The 13,667-nt window shown below is 54.9% G+C and carries 15 protein-coding genes; all 15 read left to right on the forward strand.

Annotated features, from left to right (window positions below):
* The first annotated feature begins 40 nt into the window (after nt 1-40).
* The 15 genes from rpoC (at nt 41) to rpmC (ending at nt 13,667) form a co-directional block, all read left to right on the forward strand.
* Complete coding sequence (gene rpoC, locus NMB39_RS02930) at nt 41-4,240, forward strand: DNA-directed RNA polymerase subunit beta' (protein ID WP_367236733.1); 4,200 nt, start codon at nt 41-43, stop codon at nt 4,238-4,240.
* Nucleotides 4,241-4,456: 216 nt separating this feature from the next.
* Entirely contained in the window at nt 4,457-4,828 is a 372-nt protein-coding gene (gene rpsL, locus NMB39_RS02935; protein ID WP_002555494.1) for a 30S ribosomal protein S12, read from the forward strand.
* A gap of 118 nt (nt 4,829-4,946) precedes the next feature.
* Nucleotides 4,947-5,417: a 30S ribosomal protein S7 gene (rpsG, locus tag NMB39_RS02940; protein WP_002555493.1), complete on the forward strand. Its 471-nt coding sequence runs from the start codon at nt 4,947-4,949 to the stop codon at nt 5,415-5,417.
* A gap of 30 nt (nt 5,418-5,447) precedes the next feature.
* Nucleotides 5,448-7,553 carry an elongation factor G gene (fusA, locus tag NMB39_RS02945; RefSeq protein WP_043050068.1) on the forward strand — a complete coding sequence of 702 codons (2,106 nt, stop codon included), beginning with the start codon at nt 5,448-5,450 and terminating at the stop codon, nt 7,551-7,553.
* Nucleotides 7,554-7,583: 30 nt separating this feature from the next.
* Nucleotides 7,584-8,777, forward strand: coding sequence for an elongation factor Tu (gene tuf, locus NMB39_RS02950; RefSeq protein WP_003176426.1), 1,194 nt, complete (start codon nt 7,584-7,586; stop codon nt 8,775-8,777).
* A 158-nt stretch (nt 8,778-8,935) separates the two neighbouring features.
* Nucleotides 8,936-9,247, forward strand: a complete 312-nt coding sequence (gene rpsJ, locus NMB39_RS02955) for a 30S ribosomal protein S10 (RefSeq protein WP_003186070.1) — start codon at nt 8,936-8,938, stop codon at nt 9,245-9,247.
* An 81-nt stretch (nt 9,248-9,328) separates the two neighbouring features.
* The gene (rplC, locus tag NMB39_RS02960; protein ID WP_003176425.1) at nt 9,329-9,964 is read left to right on the forward strand and encodes a 50S ribosomal protein L3; all 636 of its coding nucleotides are present in this window, start codon (nt 9,329-9,331) and stop codon (nt 9,962-9,964) included.
* A gap of 12 nt (nt 9,965-9,976) precedes the next feature.
* A complete protein-coding gene (gene rplD, locus NMB39_RS02965) occupies nt 9,977-10,579 on the forward strand; it encodes a 50S ribosomal protein L4 (protein WP_003176424.1) in 603 nt (200 codons plus the stop codon).
* A complete protein-coding gene (gene rplW / locus NMB39_RS02970; protein ID WP_002555488.1) occupies nt 10,576-10,875 on the forward strand; it encodes a 50S ribosomal protein L23 in 300 nt (99 codons plus the stop codon). The genes rplD and rplW overlap by 4 nt, the downstream gene beginning before the upstream one ends.
* A gap of 14 nt (nt 10,876-10,889) precedes the next feature.
* Nucleotides 10,890-11,714, forward strand: a complete 825-nt coding sequence (rplB, locus tag NMB39_RS02975; RefSeq protein ID WP_003210080.1) for a 50S ribosomal protein L2 — start codon at nt 10,890-10,892, stop codon at nt 11,712-11,714.
* Nucleotides 11,715-11,730: 16 nt separating this feature from the next.
* Nucleotides 11,731-12,006 carry a 30S ribosomal protein S19 gene (gene rpsS, locus NMB39_RS02980; protein WP_002555486.1) on the forward strand — a complete coding sequence of 92 codons (276 nt, stop codon included), beginning with the start codon at nt 11,731-11,733 and terminating at the stop codon, nt 12,004-12,006.
* An 11-nt stretch (nt 12,007-12,017) separates the two neighbouring features.
* The gene (rplV, locus tag NMB39_RS02985; protein WP_003103908.1) at nt 12,018-12,350 is read left to right on the forward strand and encodes a 50S ribosomal protein L22; all 333 of its coding nucleotides are present in this window, start codon (nt 12,018-12,020) and stop codon (nt 12,348-12,350) included.
* A gap of 13 nt (nt 12,351-12,363) precedes the next feature.
* Nucleotides 12,364-13,050, forward strand: a complete 687-nt coding sequence (rpsC, locus tag NMB39_RS02990; RefSeq protein WP_003176422.1) for a 30S ribosomal protein S3 — start codon at nt 12,364-12,366, stop codon at nt 13,048-13,050.
* Nucleotides 13,051-13,062: 12 nt separating this feature from the next.
* A complete protein-coding gene (gene rplP, locus NMB39_RS02995; RefSeq protein ID WP_003176421.1) occupies nt 13,063-13,476 on the forward strand; it encodes a 50S ribosomal protein L16 in 414 nt (137 codons plus the stop codon).
* The gene (gene rpmC / locus NMB39_RS03000; protein ID WP_002555481.1) at nt 13,476-13,667 is read left to right on the forward strand and encodes a 50S ribosomal protein L29; all 192 of its coding nucleotides are present in this window, start codon (nt 13,476-13,478) and stop codon (nt 13,665-13,667) included. The genes rplP and rpmC overlap by 1 nt, the downstream gene beginning before the upstream one ends.

The following is a 13,667-nucleotide window of genomic DNA, read 5'->3' on the forward strand; positions in this document are numbered from 1 at the left end:
GCCGTTTGGCCCGCTCTCTGCTCCGCCAGGAGGAAAGGCCTTGAAAGACCTACTGAATTTGCTGAAAAACCAGGGTCAAGTCGAAGAGTTCGACGCCATCCGTATTGGGTTGGCATCGCCTGAGATGATCCGTTCGTGGTCGTTCGGTGAAGTTAAAAAGCCGGAAACCATCAACTACCGTACGTTCAAACCTGAACGTGACGGCCTGTTCTGCGCCAAGATCTTTGGCCCGGTAAAGGATTACGAGTGCCTGTGCGGTAAGTACAAGCGCTTGAAGCACCGTGGTGTGATCTGCGAGAAGTGCGGCGTTGAAGTTGCACTGGCCAAGGTTCGTCGTGAGCGCATGGCGCACATCGAACTGGCTTCGCCAGTTGCCCACATCTGGTTCCTGAAATCACTGCCGTCCCGTATCGGCTTGCTGATGGACATGACCCTGCGTGATATCGAACGCGTTCTCTACTTCGAGAGCTATGTCGTTATCGATCCAGGCATGACCACCCTTGAAAAGGGCCAGCTGCTGAACGATGAGCAGTACTTCGAGGCGCTGGAAGAATTCGGTGACGATTTCGATGCCCGCATGGGTGCCGAAGCTGTCCGCGAGCTGCTGCACGCTATCGACCTGGAGCACGAGATTGGTCGTCTGCGCGAAGAAATTCCGCAAACCAACTCCGAAACCAAGATCAAGAAACTGTCCAAGCGCCTGAAGTTGATGGAAGCCTTCCAGGGTTCCGGCAACTTGCCAGAGTGGATGGTACTGACCGTTCTGCCGGTTTTGCCGCCAGACCTGCGTCCGCTGGTGCCGTTGGACGGTGGTCGTTTCGCGACGTCCGACCTTAACGACCTGTACCGCCGCGTGATCAACCGTAACAACCGCTTGAAGCGCCTGCTTGATCTGTCCGCTCCGGACATCATCGTGCGCAACGAAAAGCGTATGTTGCAAGAAGCGGTCGATGCCTTGCTCGACAACGGTCGTCGTGGTCGCGCTATCACCGGTTCCAACAAGCGTCCTTTGAAATCCCTGGCTGACATGATCAAGGGTAAGCAAGGTCGTTTCCGTCAGAACTTGCTCGGTAAGCGCGTTGACTACTCCGGTCGTTCGGTAATTACCGTAGGCCCGACCCTGCGTCTGCACCAGTGCGGTCTGCCCAAGAAGATGGCACTTGAGCTGTTCAAGCCATTCATCTTCGGCAAGCTGGAAATGCGCGGTCTCGCGACCACCATCAAAGCGGCCAAGAAAATGGTCGAGCGCGAACTGCCAGAGGTTTGGGACGTTCTCGCCGAGGTGATCCGCGAACACCCGGTTCTCCTCAACCGTGCACCGACCCTTCACCGTCTGGGTATCCAGGCGTTTGAACCAGTACTGATCGAAGGTAAGGCGATTCAGCTGCACCCGCTGGTCTGTGCTGCGTACAACGCCGACTTCGACGGCGACCAAATGGCCGTGCACGTACCGCTGACACTGGAAGCCCAGTTGGAAGCGCGTGCGTTGATGATGTCGACCAACAACATTCTGTCGCCAGCCAACGGTGAGCCAATCATCGTTCCGTCGCAGGACGTTGTATTGGGTCTGTACTACATGACCCGTGAAGCGATCAACGCCAAGGGCGAAGGTCGTGTGTTCGCTGACCTGCAGGAAGTTGACCGTGTGTTCCGTGCCGGCGAAGCCGCACTGCATGCCAAGGTCAAGGTGCGGATCAACGAAACCGTCAACGACCGTGACGGCGGCAGCGTGAGCAACACCCGTATCGTCGACACCACTGTCGGCCGTGCGCTGTTGTACCAGGTTGTGCCAAAAGGTCTGTCGTACGACGTCGTCAACCTGCCAATGAAGAAAAAGGCGATCTCCAAGCTGATCAACCAGTGCTACCGCGTGGTTGGTTTGAAAGAGACCGTGATCTTCGCTGACCAGTTGATGTACACAGGTTTCGCTTACTCGACTATTTCCGGCGTTTCCATCGGCGTTAACGACTTCGTTATTCCGGATGAAAAAGCTCGCATCATCAGTGCCGCCACTGACGAAGTGAAAGAGATCGAGAGCCAGTACGCCTCCGGCCTGGTAACCCAGGGCGAGAAGTACAACAAAGTGATCGACCTTTGGTCCAAGGCCAACGACGAAGTTTCCAAGGCGATGATGGCCAACCTCTCGAAAGAGAAAGTCATCGACCGTCACGGCGACGAAGTCGACCAGGAATCTTTCAACTCGATGTACATGATGGCCGACTCGGGCGCACGGGGTTCTGCTGCGCAGATCCGTCAGCTCGCCGGTATGCGTGGCCTGATGGCCAAGCCGGACGGTTCCATCATCGAAACGCCGATTACCGCGAACTTCCGTGAAGGTTTGAGCGTACTTCAGTACTTCATCTCCACTCACGGTGCTCGTAAGGGTCTTGCGGATACCGCGTTGAAAACCGCTAACTCCGGTTACCTGACACGTCGTCTGGTAGACGTTGCACAAGATCTGGTTGTAACCGAGATCGATTGCGGCACCGAGCATGGCCTGCTGATGACTCCGCACATTGAAGGCGGTGACGTTGTAGAACCGCTGGGTGAGCGCGTATTGGGTCGTGTGATTGCCCGTGACGTGTTCAGGCCAGGTACTGAGGAAGTTATCGTTCCTGCCGGCACTCTGGTAGATGAAAAGTGGGTCGAGTTCATCGAACTCAACAGCATCGACGAAGTGATCGTTCGCTCGCCGATCAGTTGCGAAACCCGCTACGGCATCTGCGCCAAGTGCTACGGCCGTGACTTGGCTCGTGGTCACCAGGTGAACATCGGTGAAGCGGTCGGCGTTATCGCTGCCCAATCCATCGGTGAGCCGGGTACTCAGCTGACCATGCGTACGTTCCACATTGGTGGTGCGGCAAGCCGGACCTCCGCAGCCGACAGCGTTCAGGTGAAGAATGGCGGTACCGTCCGTCTGCACAACCTGAAACACGTTGAGCGAGTGGATGGCCACCTCGTTGCTGTTTCCCGTTCCGGTGAGCTGGCAATCGCTGATGACTACGGTCGTGAGCGCGAGCGTTATAAGCTGCCGTACGGTGCTGTGATTTCGGTTAAAGAAGGTGACAAGGTCGACGCTGGCGCAATCGTGGCCAAGTGGGATCCGCACACTCACCCAATCGTTACCGAAATGAAAGGTACCGTGACCTACGTGGGCATGGAAGAAGGCATCACGATCAAGCGTCAGACTGACGAATTGACCGGTATGACCAACATTGAAGTACTCGACGCCAAAGATCGTCCAGCTGCCGGTAAAGACATCCGTCCTGCCGTGAAGATGGTCGACGACAACGGCAAGGATCTGTTGCTGCCAGGCACTGACGTAATCGCTCAGTACTTCCTGCCAGCCAACGCCCTGGTCGGTGTGGCGGATGGTGCGAAGATCGCGATCGGTGATGTTATCGCGCGTATCCCGCAAGAAACTTCGAAGACTCGTGACATCACCGGTGGTCTGCCGCGTGTTGCTGACTTGTTCGAAGCTCGTCGTCCGAAAGAAGCGTCGATTCTGGCTGAAGTCAGCGGCACCATCGCGTTCGGTAAAGAGACCAAGGGCAAGCGCCGTCTGGTCATTACCCCGAACGACGGTAGCGATCCGTATGAAGAGCTGATTCCGAAGTGGCGTCACCTGAACGTCTTCGAAGGCGAACAGGTAAACCGCGGCGAAGTTATCTCCGACGGCCCGAGCGATCCACACGACATCCTGCGTCTGCTGGGTGTGAGTGCGCTGGCCAAGTACATCGTCAACGAGATCCAGGACGTTTACCGTCTGCAGGGCGTGAAGATCAACGACAAGCACATCGAGACCATCCTGCGTCAGATGCTGCGTAAAGTTGAAATCGCTGAATCCGGCGATTCCAGTTTCATCAAGGGCGACCAGATGGAACTGACTCACGTACTGGTAGAAAACGAGCGCCTGGCGAACGAAGAGAAATTCGTTTCCAAGTTCACTCGCGTGCTGCTGGGTATCACCAAGGCGTCGTTGTCCACTGAGTCGTTCATCTCGGCGGCCTCCTTCCAGGAGACCACTCGCGTACTGACCGAAGCAGCGGTAACCGGCAAGCGCGATTACCTGCGTGGCCTGAAAGAAAACGTGGTTGTGGGTCGTCTGATCCCAGCCGGTACCGGTTTGGCTTACCACAGCGAGCGCAAGCGTCGCCGTGATGCTGACAAGCCGTTGCGCGTAAGCGCCAGTGAAGTGGAAGCTGCACTGACCGAAGCGCTGAACTCAAGCGGTAACTGAGTTCTGCAGTAGATAAGTCTGGGCCCTGGCAGTCCCATTCGTCGGATCGAGGCATTTTTGCCCTGGTTCGACGAGAGGGGAGGTCGGGGCCTTGCCTTGACTGGGGACAAGATCCTCTTTAGACTCTTGTACCCCTAAATTTGGCGGGAATTCGTTCCTGCCATTTTGCTTTTCTTGCAAGACAATAGCGTCGCAAGACAACAGTGGAGCTAGTAGATGGCAACTATCAACCAGCTGGTACGTCAGCCGCGTAAGCGTATCGTCGAGAAATCCGACGTGCCTGCGCTGCAGAACTGCCCGCAACGTCGTGGCGTATGCACTCGTGTGTATACCACCACGCCGAAAAAACCTAACTCGGCACTGCGTAAAGTATGCCGTGTGCGTCTGACCAATGGTTTCGAGGTTTCCTCGTACATCGGCGGTGAAGGCCACAACCTGCAAGAGCACAGCGTGGTACTGATCCGCGGCGGTCGTGTAAAAGACTTGCCAGGTGTTCGTTACCACACCGTACGCGGCTCCTTGGATACTTCCGGCGTTAAAGGTCGTAACCAGGGTCGTTCGAAGTACGGTACTAAAAAGCCTAAGTAGTAGCGGCTTTTTGTAAACCTGAATCATCTTATTTTCTGAGTCGATAAGAGTAAGGTCGGAGGCGTCCCGAAAGGGCACCGATTCCGAGCGAACCTGAAGACCGTTTGAGGGCTTATCCATGCCAAGAAGACGCGTAGCAGCCAAGCGCGAAGTGCTTGACGATCCAAAATACGGAAGCCAAATCCTGGCCAAGTTCATGAACCACGTGATGGAAAGCGGCAAGAAAGCCGTTGCCGAGCGTATCGTTTATGGCGCGCTGGAAAAGGTTAAAGAACGCAAGAACAGCGACCCCCTGGAAATCTTCGAGAAAGCTCTCGACGCCATCGCTCCGCTGGTCGAAGTGAAGTCGCGCCGTGTAGGCGGTGCTACTTACCAGGTTCCGGTTGAAGTTCGCCCGTCCCGTCGTAACGCTCTGGCAATGCGCTGGTTGGTAGACTTCGCCCGTAAGCGCGGCGAGAAGTCTATGGCTCTGCGTTTGGCCGGCGAATTGTTGGACGCTGCTGAAGGTAAAGGTGCTGCTGTTAAGAAGCGTGAAGACGTGCACCGTATGGCTGAAGCTAACAAAGCTTTCTCGCACTACCGCTTCTAATTTTAGCTTCACTAATTTTGCGAGGGCTTTATGGCTCGTACTACTCCGATTAGCCGCTACCGTAACATCGGTATCGTTGCTCACGTGGATGCTGGTAAAACCACCACCACCGAGCGCGTACTGTTTTACACCGGCAAAAGTCACAAGATGGGCGAGGTGCATGATGGCGCCGCGACCACAGACTGGATGGTTCAGGAGCAGGAGCGTGGTATTACCATTACTTCTGCTGCTATTACCGCCTTCTGGAAAGGTTCCGAGAAGCAGTACAAGGATGAGCACCGCTTCAACGTAATCGATACCCCGGGCCACGTAGACTTCACTATTGAAGTTGAGCGTTCCCTGCGCGTACTCGACGGCGCTGTCGTTGTGTTCTGCGGTACTTCGGGTGTTGAGCCGCAGTCGGAAACCGTATGGCGTCAAGCCAACAAATACGGCGTTCCACGCCTTGTTTACGTAAACAAGATGGACCGTGCCGGTGCGAACTTCCTGCGCGTGATCGGTCAGATCAAGCAGCGCTTGGGTCACACTCCGGTGCCAATCCAGTTGGCTATCGGTTCCGAAGATAACTTCCAGGGGCAGATCGATCTGCTGACCATGGAAGCTGTCTACTGGAACGATGCCGACAAGGGTATGGTCCCTGTTCGCAAGCCTATCCCTGCCGAGCTGCAGGAACTGGCTGACGAATGGCGCAACAACATGGTTGAGGCTGCGGCCGAAGCCAATGAAGAGCTGATGAACAAGTACCTCGAAGGTGAAGAGCTCACCAACGTGGAAATCAAGGCCGCTCTGCGTCAGCGTACTATCGCTGGTGAAATCGTCCTGGCTGTTTGCGGCTCCTCGTTCAAGAACAAGGGTGTTCCCCTGGTTCTCGATGCTGTGATCGACTACCTGCCTGCACCAATCGATATTCCTGCCATCAAGGGTACTGACCCGGATGACGAGACCATCGAGCTGGAGCGTCATGCAGACGACGCAGAACCGTTCTCCGCTCTGGCATTTAAAATTGCCACTGACCCATTCGTGGGTACCTTGACCTTCGTCCGCGTTTACTCGGGCGTGTTGAACTCCGGCGACGGCGTGATCAACTCGGTTAAAGGCAAGAAAGAGCGCGTGGGTCGTATGGTGCAAATGCACGCAAACGCCCGCGAAGAGATCAAGGAAGTACGCGCTGGTGACATCGCGGCCTTGATCGGCATGAAGGACGTCACCACTGGTGAAACCTTGTGCAACGCTGACAAGCCAATCATCCTGGTTCGCATGGACTTCCCGGAGCCGGTTATTTCGGTTGCCGTAGAGCCTAAGACCAAGGATGACCAGGAAAAAATGGGTATCGCTCTGGGCAAGCTTGCTCAGGAAGATCCATCTTTCCGCGTCAAGACTGATGAAGAGACTGGTCAAACGATCATCTCGGGCATGGGCGAGCTTCACCTGGACATCCTGGTTGACCGGATGCGCCGTGAGTTCAACGTCGAAGCCAACATCGGTAAGCCTCAGGTTTCCTATCGTGAGCGCATCACGAAGAACTGTGAAATCGAAGGCAAGTTCGTTCGTCAGTCCGGCGGTCGTGGTCAGTTCGGTCACTGCTGGATCCGTTTTGCCCCTGCTGACGAAGGTCAGGAAGGTCTGCAATTCGTGAACGAAGTAGTAGGTGGTGTTGTTCCTAAGGAATACATCCCTGCTATCCAGAAGGGTATCGAAGAGCAGATGAAGAACGGTGTTGTTGCCGGCTATCCGCTGATCGGCCTGAAAGCAACCGTTTTTGACGGTTCTTACCACGACGTCGACTCCAACGAGATGGCGTTTAAGGTGGCTGCCTCCATGGCAACCAAGCAACTGGCCCAGAAGGGCGGTGGTGAGTTGCTTGAGCCAATCATGGCGGTAGAAGTTGTTACACCTGAAGACTATATGGGTGATGTCATGGGCGACCTTAACCGTCGTCGCGGCATGATCTTGGGTATGGAAGACACGGTTTCCGGCAAAGTGATTCGCGCTGAGGTTCCGTTGGGTGAGATGTTCGGTTATGCGACCGACGTTCGCTCCATGTCTCAGGGTCGCGCAAGCTACTCTATGGAATTCAAAAAATACAACACAGCTCCGGCGCACATCGCTGAAACTGTATCCAAAAAACAAGGCTGATTCAGTCCTTTAGGCAAGGAGTTAATTGTCGTGGCTAAAGAAAAATTTGATCGTTCCCTACCGCACGTCAACGTTGGCACCATCGGTCACGTTGACCACGGTAAAACCACTCTGACTGCTGCTCTGACTCGCGTTTGCTCCGAAGTATTCGGTTCTGCAATCGTTGATTTCGATAAAATCGACAGCGCACCAGAAGAAAAAGCTCGTGGTATCACCATCAACACCGCGCACGTTGAATACAACTCGCTGATCCGTCACTACGCTCACGTTGACTGCCCAGGTCACGCTGACTATGTGAAGAACATGATCACCGGTGCTGCCCAGATGGACGGCGCAATCCTGGTTTGTTCGGCCGCTGATGGTCCGATGCCACAAACCCGTGAGCACATCCTGCTGTCCCGTCAGGTTGGCGTTCCGTACATCGTGGTTTACCTGAACAAGGCTGATCTGGTAGACGACGCTGAGCTGCTGGAACTGGTTGAGATGGAAGTGCGCGATCTGCTGAGCACTTACGACTTCCCAGGTGACGACACTCCGATCATCATCGGTTCTGCTCGTATGGCTCTGGAAGGCAAAGACGATAACGAAATGGGCACCACGTCCGTTCGTAAACTGGTTGAGACTCTGGACAGCTACATCCCAGATCCAGTCCGTGTTATCGACAAGCCGTTCCTGATGCCAATCGAAGACGTATTCTCGATCTCCGGTCGCGGTACTGTTGTAACTGGTCGTATCGAGCGCGGTATCGTCAAGGTTCAAGATCCACTGGAAATCGTTGGTCTGCGTGACACCACTGTCACCACCTGCACCGGTGTTGAAATGTTCCGTAAACTGCTCGACGAAGGTCGTGCTGGCGAGAACTGCGGCGTTCTGCTGCGTGGTACCAAGCGTGACGACGTTGAGCGTGGCCAGGTTCTGGTTAAGCCGGGTTCGGTTAAGCCGCACACCAAGTTCGAAGCTGAAGTGTACGTGCTGAGCAAAGAAGAAGGCGGCCGTCACACTCCGTTCTTCAAAGGCTACCGTCCACAGTTCTACTTCCGTACTACCGACGTAACTGGTAACTGCGAACTGCCGGAAGGCGTAGAAATGGTAATGCCAGGCGACAACATCAAAATGGTTGTCACCCTGATCAAAACCATCGCTATGGAAGACGGTCTGCGTTTCGCAATCCGTGAAGGCGGCCGTACCGTTGGTGCTGGCGTTGTAGCTAAAATCATCGAGTAATTATCTCTTCTGAGATGACTCGATGTTTTGAAAAGGCCCCCGCTCAGCGGGGGCCTTTTTTATTGGGTTGACACCTATCAGGGCCGTCTATAGAATTGCGCCTCCTTTTAACGGGCGTATTGCGCTCGCTGGGAATAGCAGCCGGAGTCTGAAATCCAATGCAAAATCAGCAAATCCGTATCAGGTTGAAGGCTTTTGACCATCGCCTGATCGACCAATCCACCCAGGAAATCGTGGAAACCGCGAAACGTACTGGTGCTCAAGTGCGTGGTCCAATTCCACTGCCTACCCGTAAAGAGCGGTTTACCGTTCTGGTCTCCCCGCACGTCAACAAAGACGCGCGTGACCAGTACGAGATCCGTACTCATAAGCGCGTACTGGACATTGTCCAGCCAACGGATAAAACCGTTGATGCACTTATGAAGCTCGATCTGGCGGCCGGTGTGGAAGTACAGATCAGCCTCGGCTAAGACTTGGGTCTTAGTCGTGTAACGCTCTGAAATGGGCGGCCATAGCGGGTGAAAGCCCCGTACACTCATGAGGTTTACAACATGACTATTGGTGTAGTCGGTCGTAAATGCGGTATGACCCGTATTTTCACCGAAGAAGGTGTCTCCATTCCGGTCACGGTCATTGAGATCGAACCGAATCGCGTCACCCAGTTCAAAACTGAAGAAACCGATGGCTATCGTGCAGTGCAAGTCACTGTCGGCGAGCGTCGTGCTTCGCGCGTGACTGCTGCTCAAGCAGGTCACTTCGCTAAAGCAAACGTTGCAGCTGGTCGCACCGTCATGGAGTTCCGTCTTGAAGACGGCGACTACAAGGCTGGCGATCTGATCAACGCTGAAATCTTCGCCGCTGGTCAACTGGTTGATGTAACCGGTCAGTCCAAGGGTAAAGGCTTCCAGGGTACGATCAAGCGTTGGAATTTCCGTGGTCAAGACAACACTCACGGTAACTCCGTTTCCCACCGCGTCCCGGGCTCTATTGGCCAGTGCCAGACTCCTGGTCGTGTATTCAAGGGCAAGAAAATGTCCGGTCATATGGGCGCTGAGCGCGTGACCGTGCAGTCCCTCGAAGTAGTGCGCGTCGACGCTGAACGCAATCTGTTGTTGGTCAAGGGTGCTGTTCCTGGCGCTACTGGCGGCAACCTGGTTGTACGTCCAGCGGCCAAGGCTCGCGGTTAAGGGGAAGCTGACATGCAATTAAATGTAAATGACGCTCAAGCGATTGAAGTTTCCGAACTGACATTTGGCGGCGAATTCAACGAGACGCTGGTTCACCAAGCAGTCGTGGCCTACATGGCCGGCGGCCGTCAAGGTAGCAAGCAGCAAAAGACCCGTTCCGACGTTCGTGGTGGCGGTAAGCGCCCTTGGCGTCAGAAAGGTACTGGCCGTGCTCGTGCCGGTACTATCCGTAGCCCAATCTGGCGCGGCGGCGGTACCACTTTCGCAGCTCGTCCTCAGGATCACTCTCAGAAGCTCAACAAGAAGATGTATCGCGCAGCACTGCGCTCCATCCTTGCTGAACTCGTGCGTACTGATCGCCTGGTCGTGGTTCAAGACTTCGCTGTTGAAAGTCCAAAAACCAAAGATCTGCTGGGCAAACTGAACAACATGAGCCTGACCGACGTTTTGATCGTGTCTGAAGCTGTTGATCAGAACCTGTACCTGGCTGCTCGCAACCTGCCACACGTCGATGTACGTGACGTGCAAGGTTCCGATCCAGTTAGTCTGATCGCATACGACAAGGTGTTGATCACCGTGTCGGCCGTGAAGAAATTCGAGGAGCTGCTGGGATGAACCAGGAACGCGTATTTAAAGTTCTGCTTGGCCCGCACGTTTCCGAAAAGGCTACGGTTCTGGCTGACAAGAAAGGCCAGTTCGTTTTCAAGGTTGCAACTGACGCAACCAAGCTGGAAATCAAGAAGGCCGTCGAAAGCCTGTTCAGCGTGAAAGTAGAGCGTGTTACTACCCTGAATGTTCTGGGTAAGAGCAAGCGCACTGCTCGCGGTCTGGGCAAGCGTAATGACTGGAAGAAGGCAGTTATCTCCCTTCAGCCAGGCCAAGATCTCGATTTCAGCAGCAGTGCTGAGTAAGGAAGGGGTGCATCATGGCAATCGTTAAATGCAAACCGACTTCCCCTGGCCGCCGTTTTGTGGTCAAGGTGGTCAACCAGGAGCTGCATAAAGGCGCTCCTCACGCACCGCTGCTCGAGAAGAAATCGAAGACTGGTGGTCGTAACAACAATGGTCGTATTACCACTCGTCACATCGGTGGTGGCCATAAGCAGCATTATCGTCTGGTCGACTTCCGTCGCAACGACAAAGATGGCATCGCTGCCACTGTCGAGCGTATCGAATACGATCCAAACCGTACTGCTCACATCGCTCTGCTGCTGTACGCAGATGGCGAGCGTCGCTACATCATCGCCCCTAAAGGCGTGAGTGCTGGTGACCAGCTGATCGCAGGTGCCCTGGCACCGATCAAGCCGGGCAACGCTCTGCAGCTGCGTAACATTCCAGTTGGTAGCACCGTACACGGCATCGAATTGAAGCCAGGTAAAGGCGCGCAAATCGCTCGTTCCGCTGGTGCTTCGGCTCAGCTGATCGCTCGTGAAGGTGTCTACGTGACCCTGCGTCTGCGTTCTGGTGAGATGCGTAAAGTGCTGGCTGAATGCCGTGCGACCCTGGGTGAAGTCTCGAACTCCGAGCACAGCCTGCGTTCGTTGGGTAAAGCTGGTGCCAAACGCTGGCGTGGCGTTCGCCCAACCGTTCGTGGTGTTGCCATGAACCCGGTTGACCACCCACACGGTGGTGGTGAAGGTCGTACCTCTGGTGGTCGTCATCCGGTATCGCCATGGGGCTTCCCGACTAAGGGCGCGAAGACTCGTGGTAATAAGCGTACCGACAAAATGATCGTCCGTCGTCGCAAGTAAATAGAGGGATACGACAGTGCCACGTTCTCTGAAAAAAGGTCCTTTTATTGATCTTCACCTACTGAAGAAGATCGAAGTGGCGGCGGAAAAGAACGATCGCAAACCAGTTAAAACCTGGTCGCGTCGTTCGATGATCCTGCCACAAATGGTCGGTCTGACCATCGCAGTACACAACGGTCGCCAACACGTCCCAGTTCTCGTTAACGAAGACATGGTCGGCCACAAACTAGGCGAGTTTGCCGGTACCCGCACTTATCGTGGGCACGTGGCAGACAAGAAAGCCAAGCGTTAAGGGGTAAGGAAATGGAAGTAGCCGCTAAGTTGTCGGGCGCTCGAATCTCCGCCCAGAAAGCCCGCTTGGTCGCCGACCAGATCCGCGGGAAGAAGGTGGGCGAAGCGCTCAACCTGTTGGCTTTCAGCAGTAAGAAAGCCGCCGAGATCATGAAGAAAGTGCTGGAGTCGGCCGTAGCCAACGCCGAGCATAACGAAGGCGCAGACGTTGATGACCTGAAGGTCAGCACCGTTTTCGTCAACGAAGGGCGTTCGCTGAAGCGCATCATGCCGCGTGCCAAAGGCCGTGCTGATCGCATCGTCAAGCGGTCTTGCCATATCACTGTCAAGGTTGCTGACAAGTAACGGAGTCGAAGAGATGGGTCAGAAAGTACATCCCATTGGCATTCGCCTGGGAATCGTCAAGGAGCACACCTCCGTCTGGTACGCAGACGGTCGGACTTATGCGGACTATTTGTTCGCTGATCTGAAGGTGCGTGAGTATCTCCAAGACAAACTAAAAAGCGCGTCCGTAAGCCGTATCGATATCCATCGTCCGGCGCAAACTGCACGTATCACCATCCACACCGCTCGTCCAGGTATTGTTATCGGGAAGAAAGGTGAAGATGTTGAGAAACTGCGTCAGGACCTGACCAAGCAAATGGGTGTGCCTGTGCACATCAATATCGAAGAGATCCGTAAGCCGGAGCTCGACGGTATGCTGGTTGCGCAGAGCGTAGCTCAGCAGCTGGAACGCCGCGTAATGTTCCGTCGCGCTATGAAGCGTGCCGTACAGAACGCCATGCGTATTGGTGCCAAAGGCATCAAAATCCAAGTGAGCGGTCGTCTCGGCGGTGCTGAAATCGCACGTACTGAATGGTATCGCGAAGGTCGTGTGCCACTGCACACCCTGCGTGCCGACATCGACTATGCCAACTACGAAGCTCACACCACTTACGGTGTGATCGGTGTAAAGGTTTGGATCTTCAAAGGCGAAGTAATTGGTGGTCGCCAAGAAGAACTGAAACCACAAGCACCAGCGCCTCGTAAAAAAGCTGCTAAGTAAGGGGTACGCCAAATGTTGCAACCTAAGCGTACGAAGTTCCGCAAGCAGATGACAGGCCACAACCGTGGTCTGGCTCAGCGCGGTAGCAAAGTCAGCTTCGGCGAGTTCGCGCTGAAGTCTGTAGCTCGTGGTCGTCTCACCGCTCGTCAGATCGAGTCAGCGCGTCGTGCCCTGACCCGTCACGTAAAACGTGGCGGCAAGATCTGGATCCGTGTATTCCCGGACAAGCCGATCTCCAAAAAACCTCTCGAGGTTCGGATGGGTAAAGGTAAGGGTAACGTGGAATACTGGGTAGCCCAGATTCAGCCAGGCAAAGTCCTGTATGAAATCGAGGGCGTTTCTGAAGAGCTGGCGCGTGAGGCTTTCGCCCTGGCTGCTGCAAAGCTGCCGCTCGCCACCTCCTTTGTTAAGCGGACGGTGATGTGATGAAAGCGAATGAACTTCGTGAAAAATCCGCACAGCAGCTGAACGAGCAACTGCTCGGCCTGCTGCGCGACCAGTTCAATCTGCGTATGCAGAAAGCAACTGGCCAGTTGGGGCAGTCTCATCTGCTCTCGCAAGTTAAGCGTGACATCGCTCGCGTGAAGACTGTGCTCAACCAGCAGGCAGGTAAGTGA

Source organism: Pseudomonas sp. FBCC-B545, assembly GCF_059134095.1.

Coding starts and splice junctions, on each gene's coding strand:
- rpsG (WP_002555493.1), top strand. CDS start 4,947: ATGCCAAGAAGACGCGTAGCAGCCAAGCGCGAAGTGCTTGACGATCCA.
- rplP (WP_003176421.1), top strand. CDS start 13,063: ATGTTGCAACCTAAGCGTACGAAGTTCCGCAAGCAGATGACAGGCCAC.
- rpsC (WP_003176422.1), top strand. CDS start 12,364: ATGGGTCAGAAAGTACATCCCATTGGCATTCGCCTGGGAATCGTCAAG.
- rpsL (WP_002555494.1), top strand. CDS start 4,457: ATGGCAACTATCAACCAGCTGGTACGTCAGCCGCGTAAGCGTATCGTC.
- rplC (WP_003176425.1), top strand. CDS start 9,329: ATGACTATTGGTGTAGTCGGTCGTAAATGCGGTATGACCCGTATTTTC.
- rplD (WP_003176424.1), top strand. CDS start 9,977: ATGCAATTAAATGTAAATGACGCTCAAGCGATTGAAGTTTCCGAACTG.
- rpmC (WP_002555481.1), top strand. CDS start 13,476: ATGAAAGCGAATGAACTTCGTGAAAAATCCGCACAGCAGCTGAACGAG.
- rplW (WP_002555488.1), top strand. CDS start 10,576: ATGAACCAGGAACGCGTATTTAAAGTTCTGCTTGGCCCGCACGTTTCC.
- rpsJ (WP_003186070.1), top strand. CDS start 8,936: ATGCAAAATCAGCAAATCCGTATCAGGTTGAAGGCTTTTGACCATCGC.
- rplB (WP_003210080.1), top strand. CDS start 10,890: ATGGCAATCGTTAAATGCAAACCGACTTCCCCTGGCCGCCGTTTTGTG.
- rplV (WP_003103908.1), top strand. CDS start 12,018: ATGGAAGTAGCCGCTAAGTTGTCGGGCGCTCGAATCTCCGCCCAGAAA.
- fusA (WP_043050068.1), top strand. CDS start 5,448: ATGGCTCGTACTACTCCGATTAGCCGCTACCGTAACATCGGTATCGTT.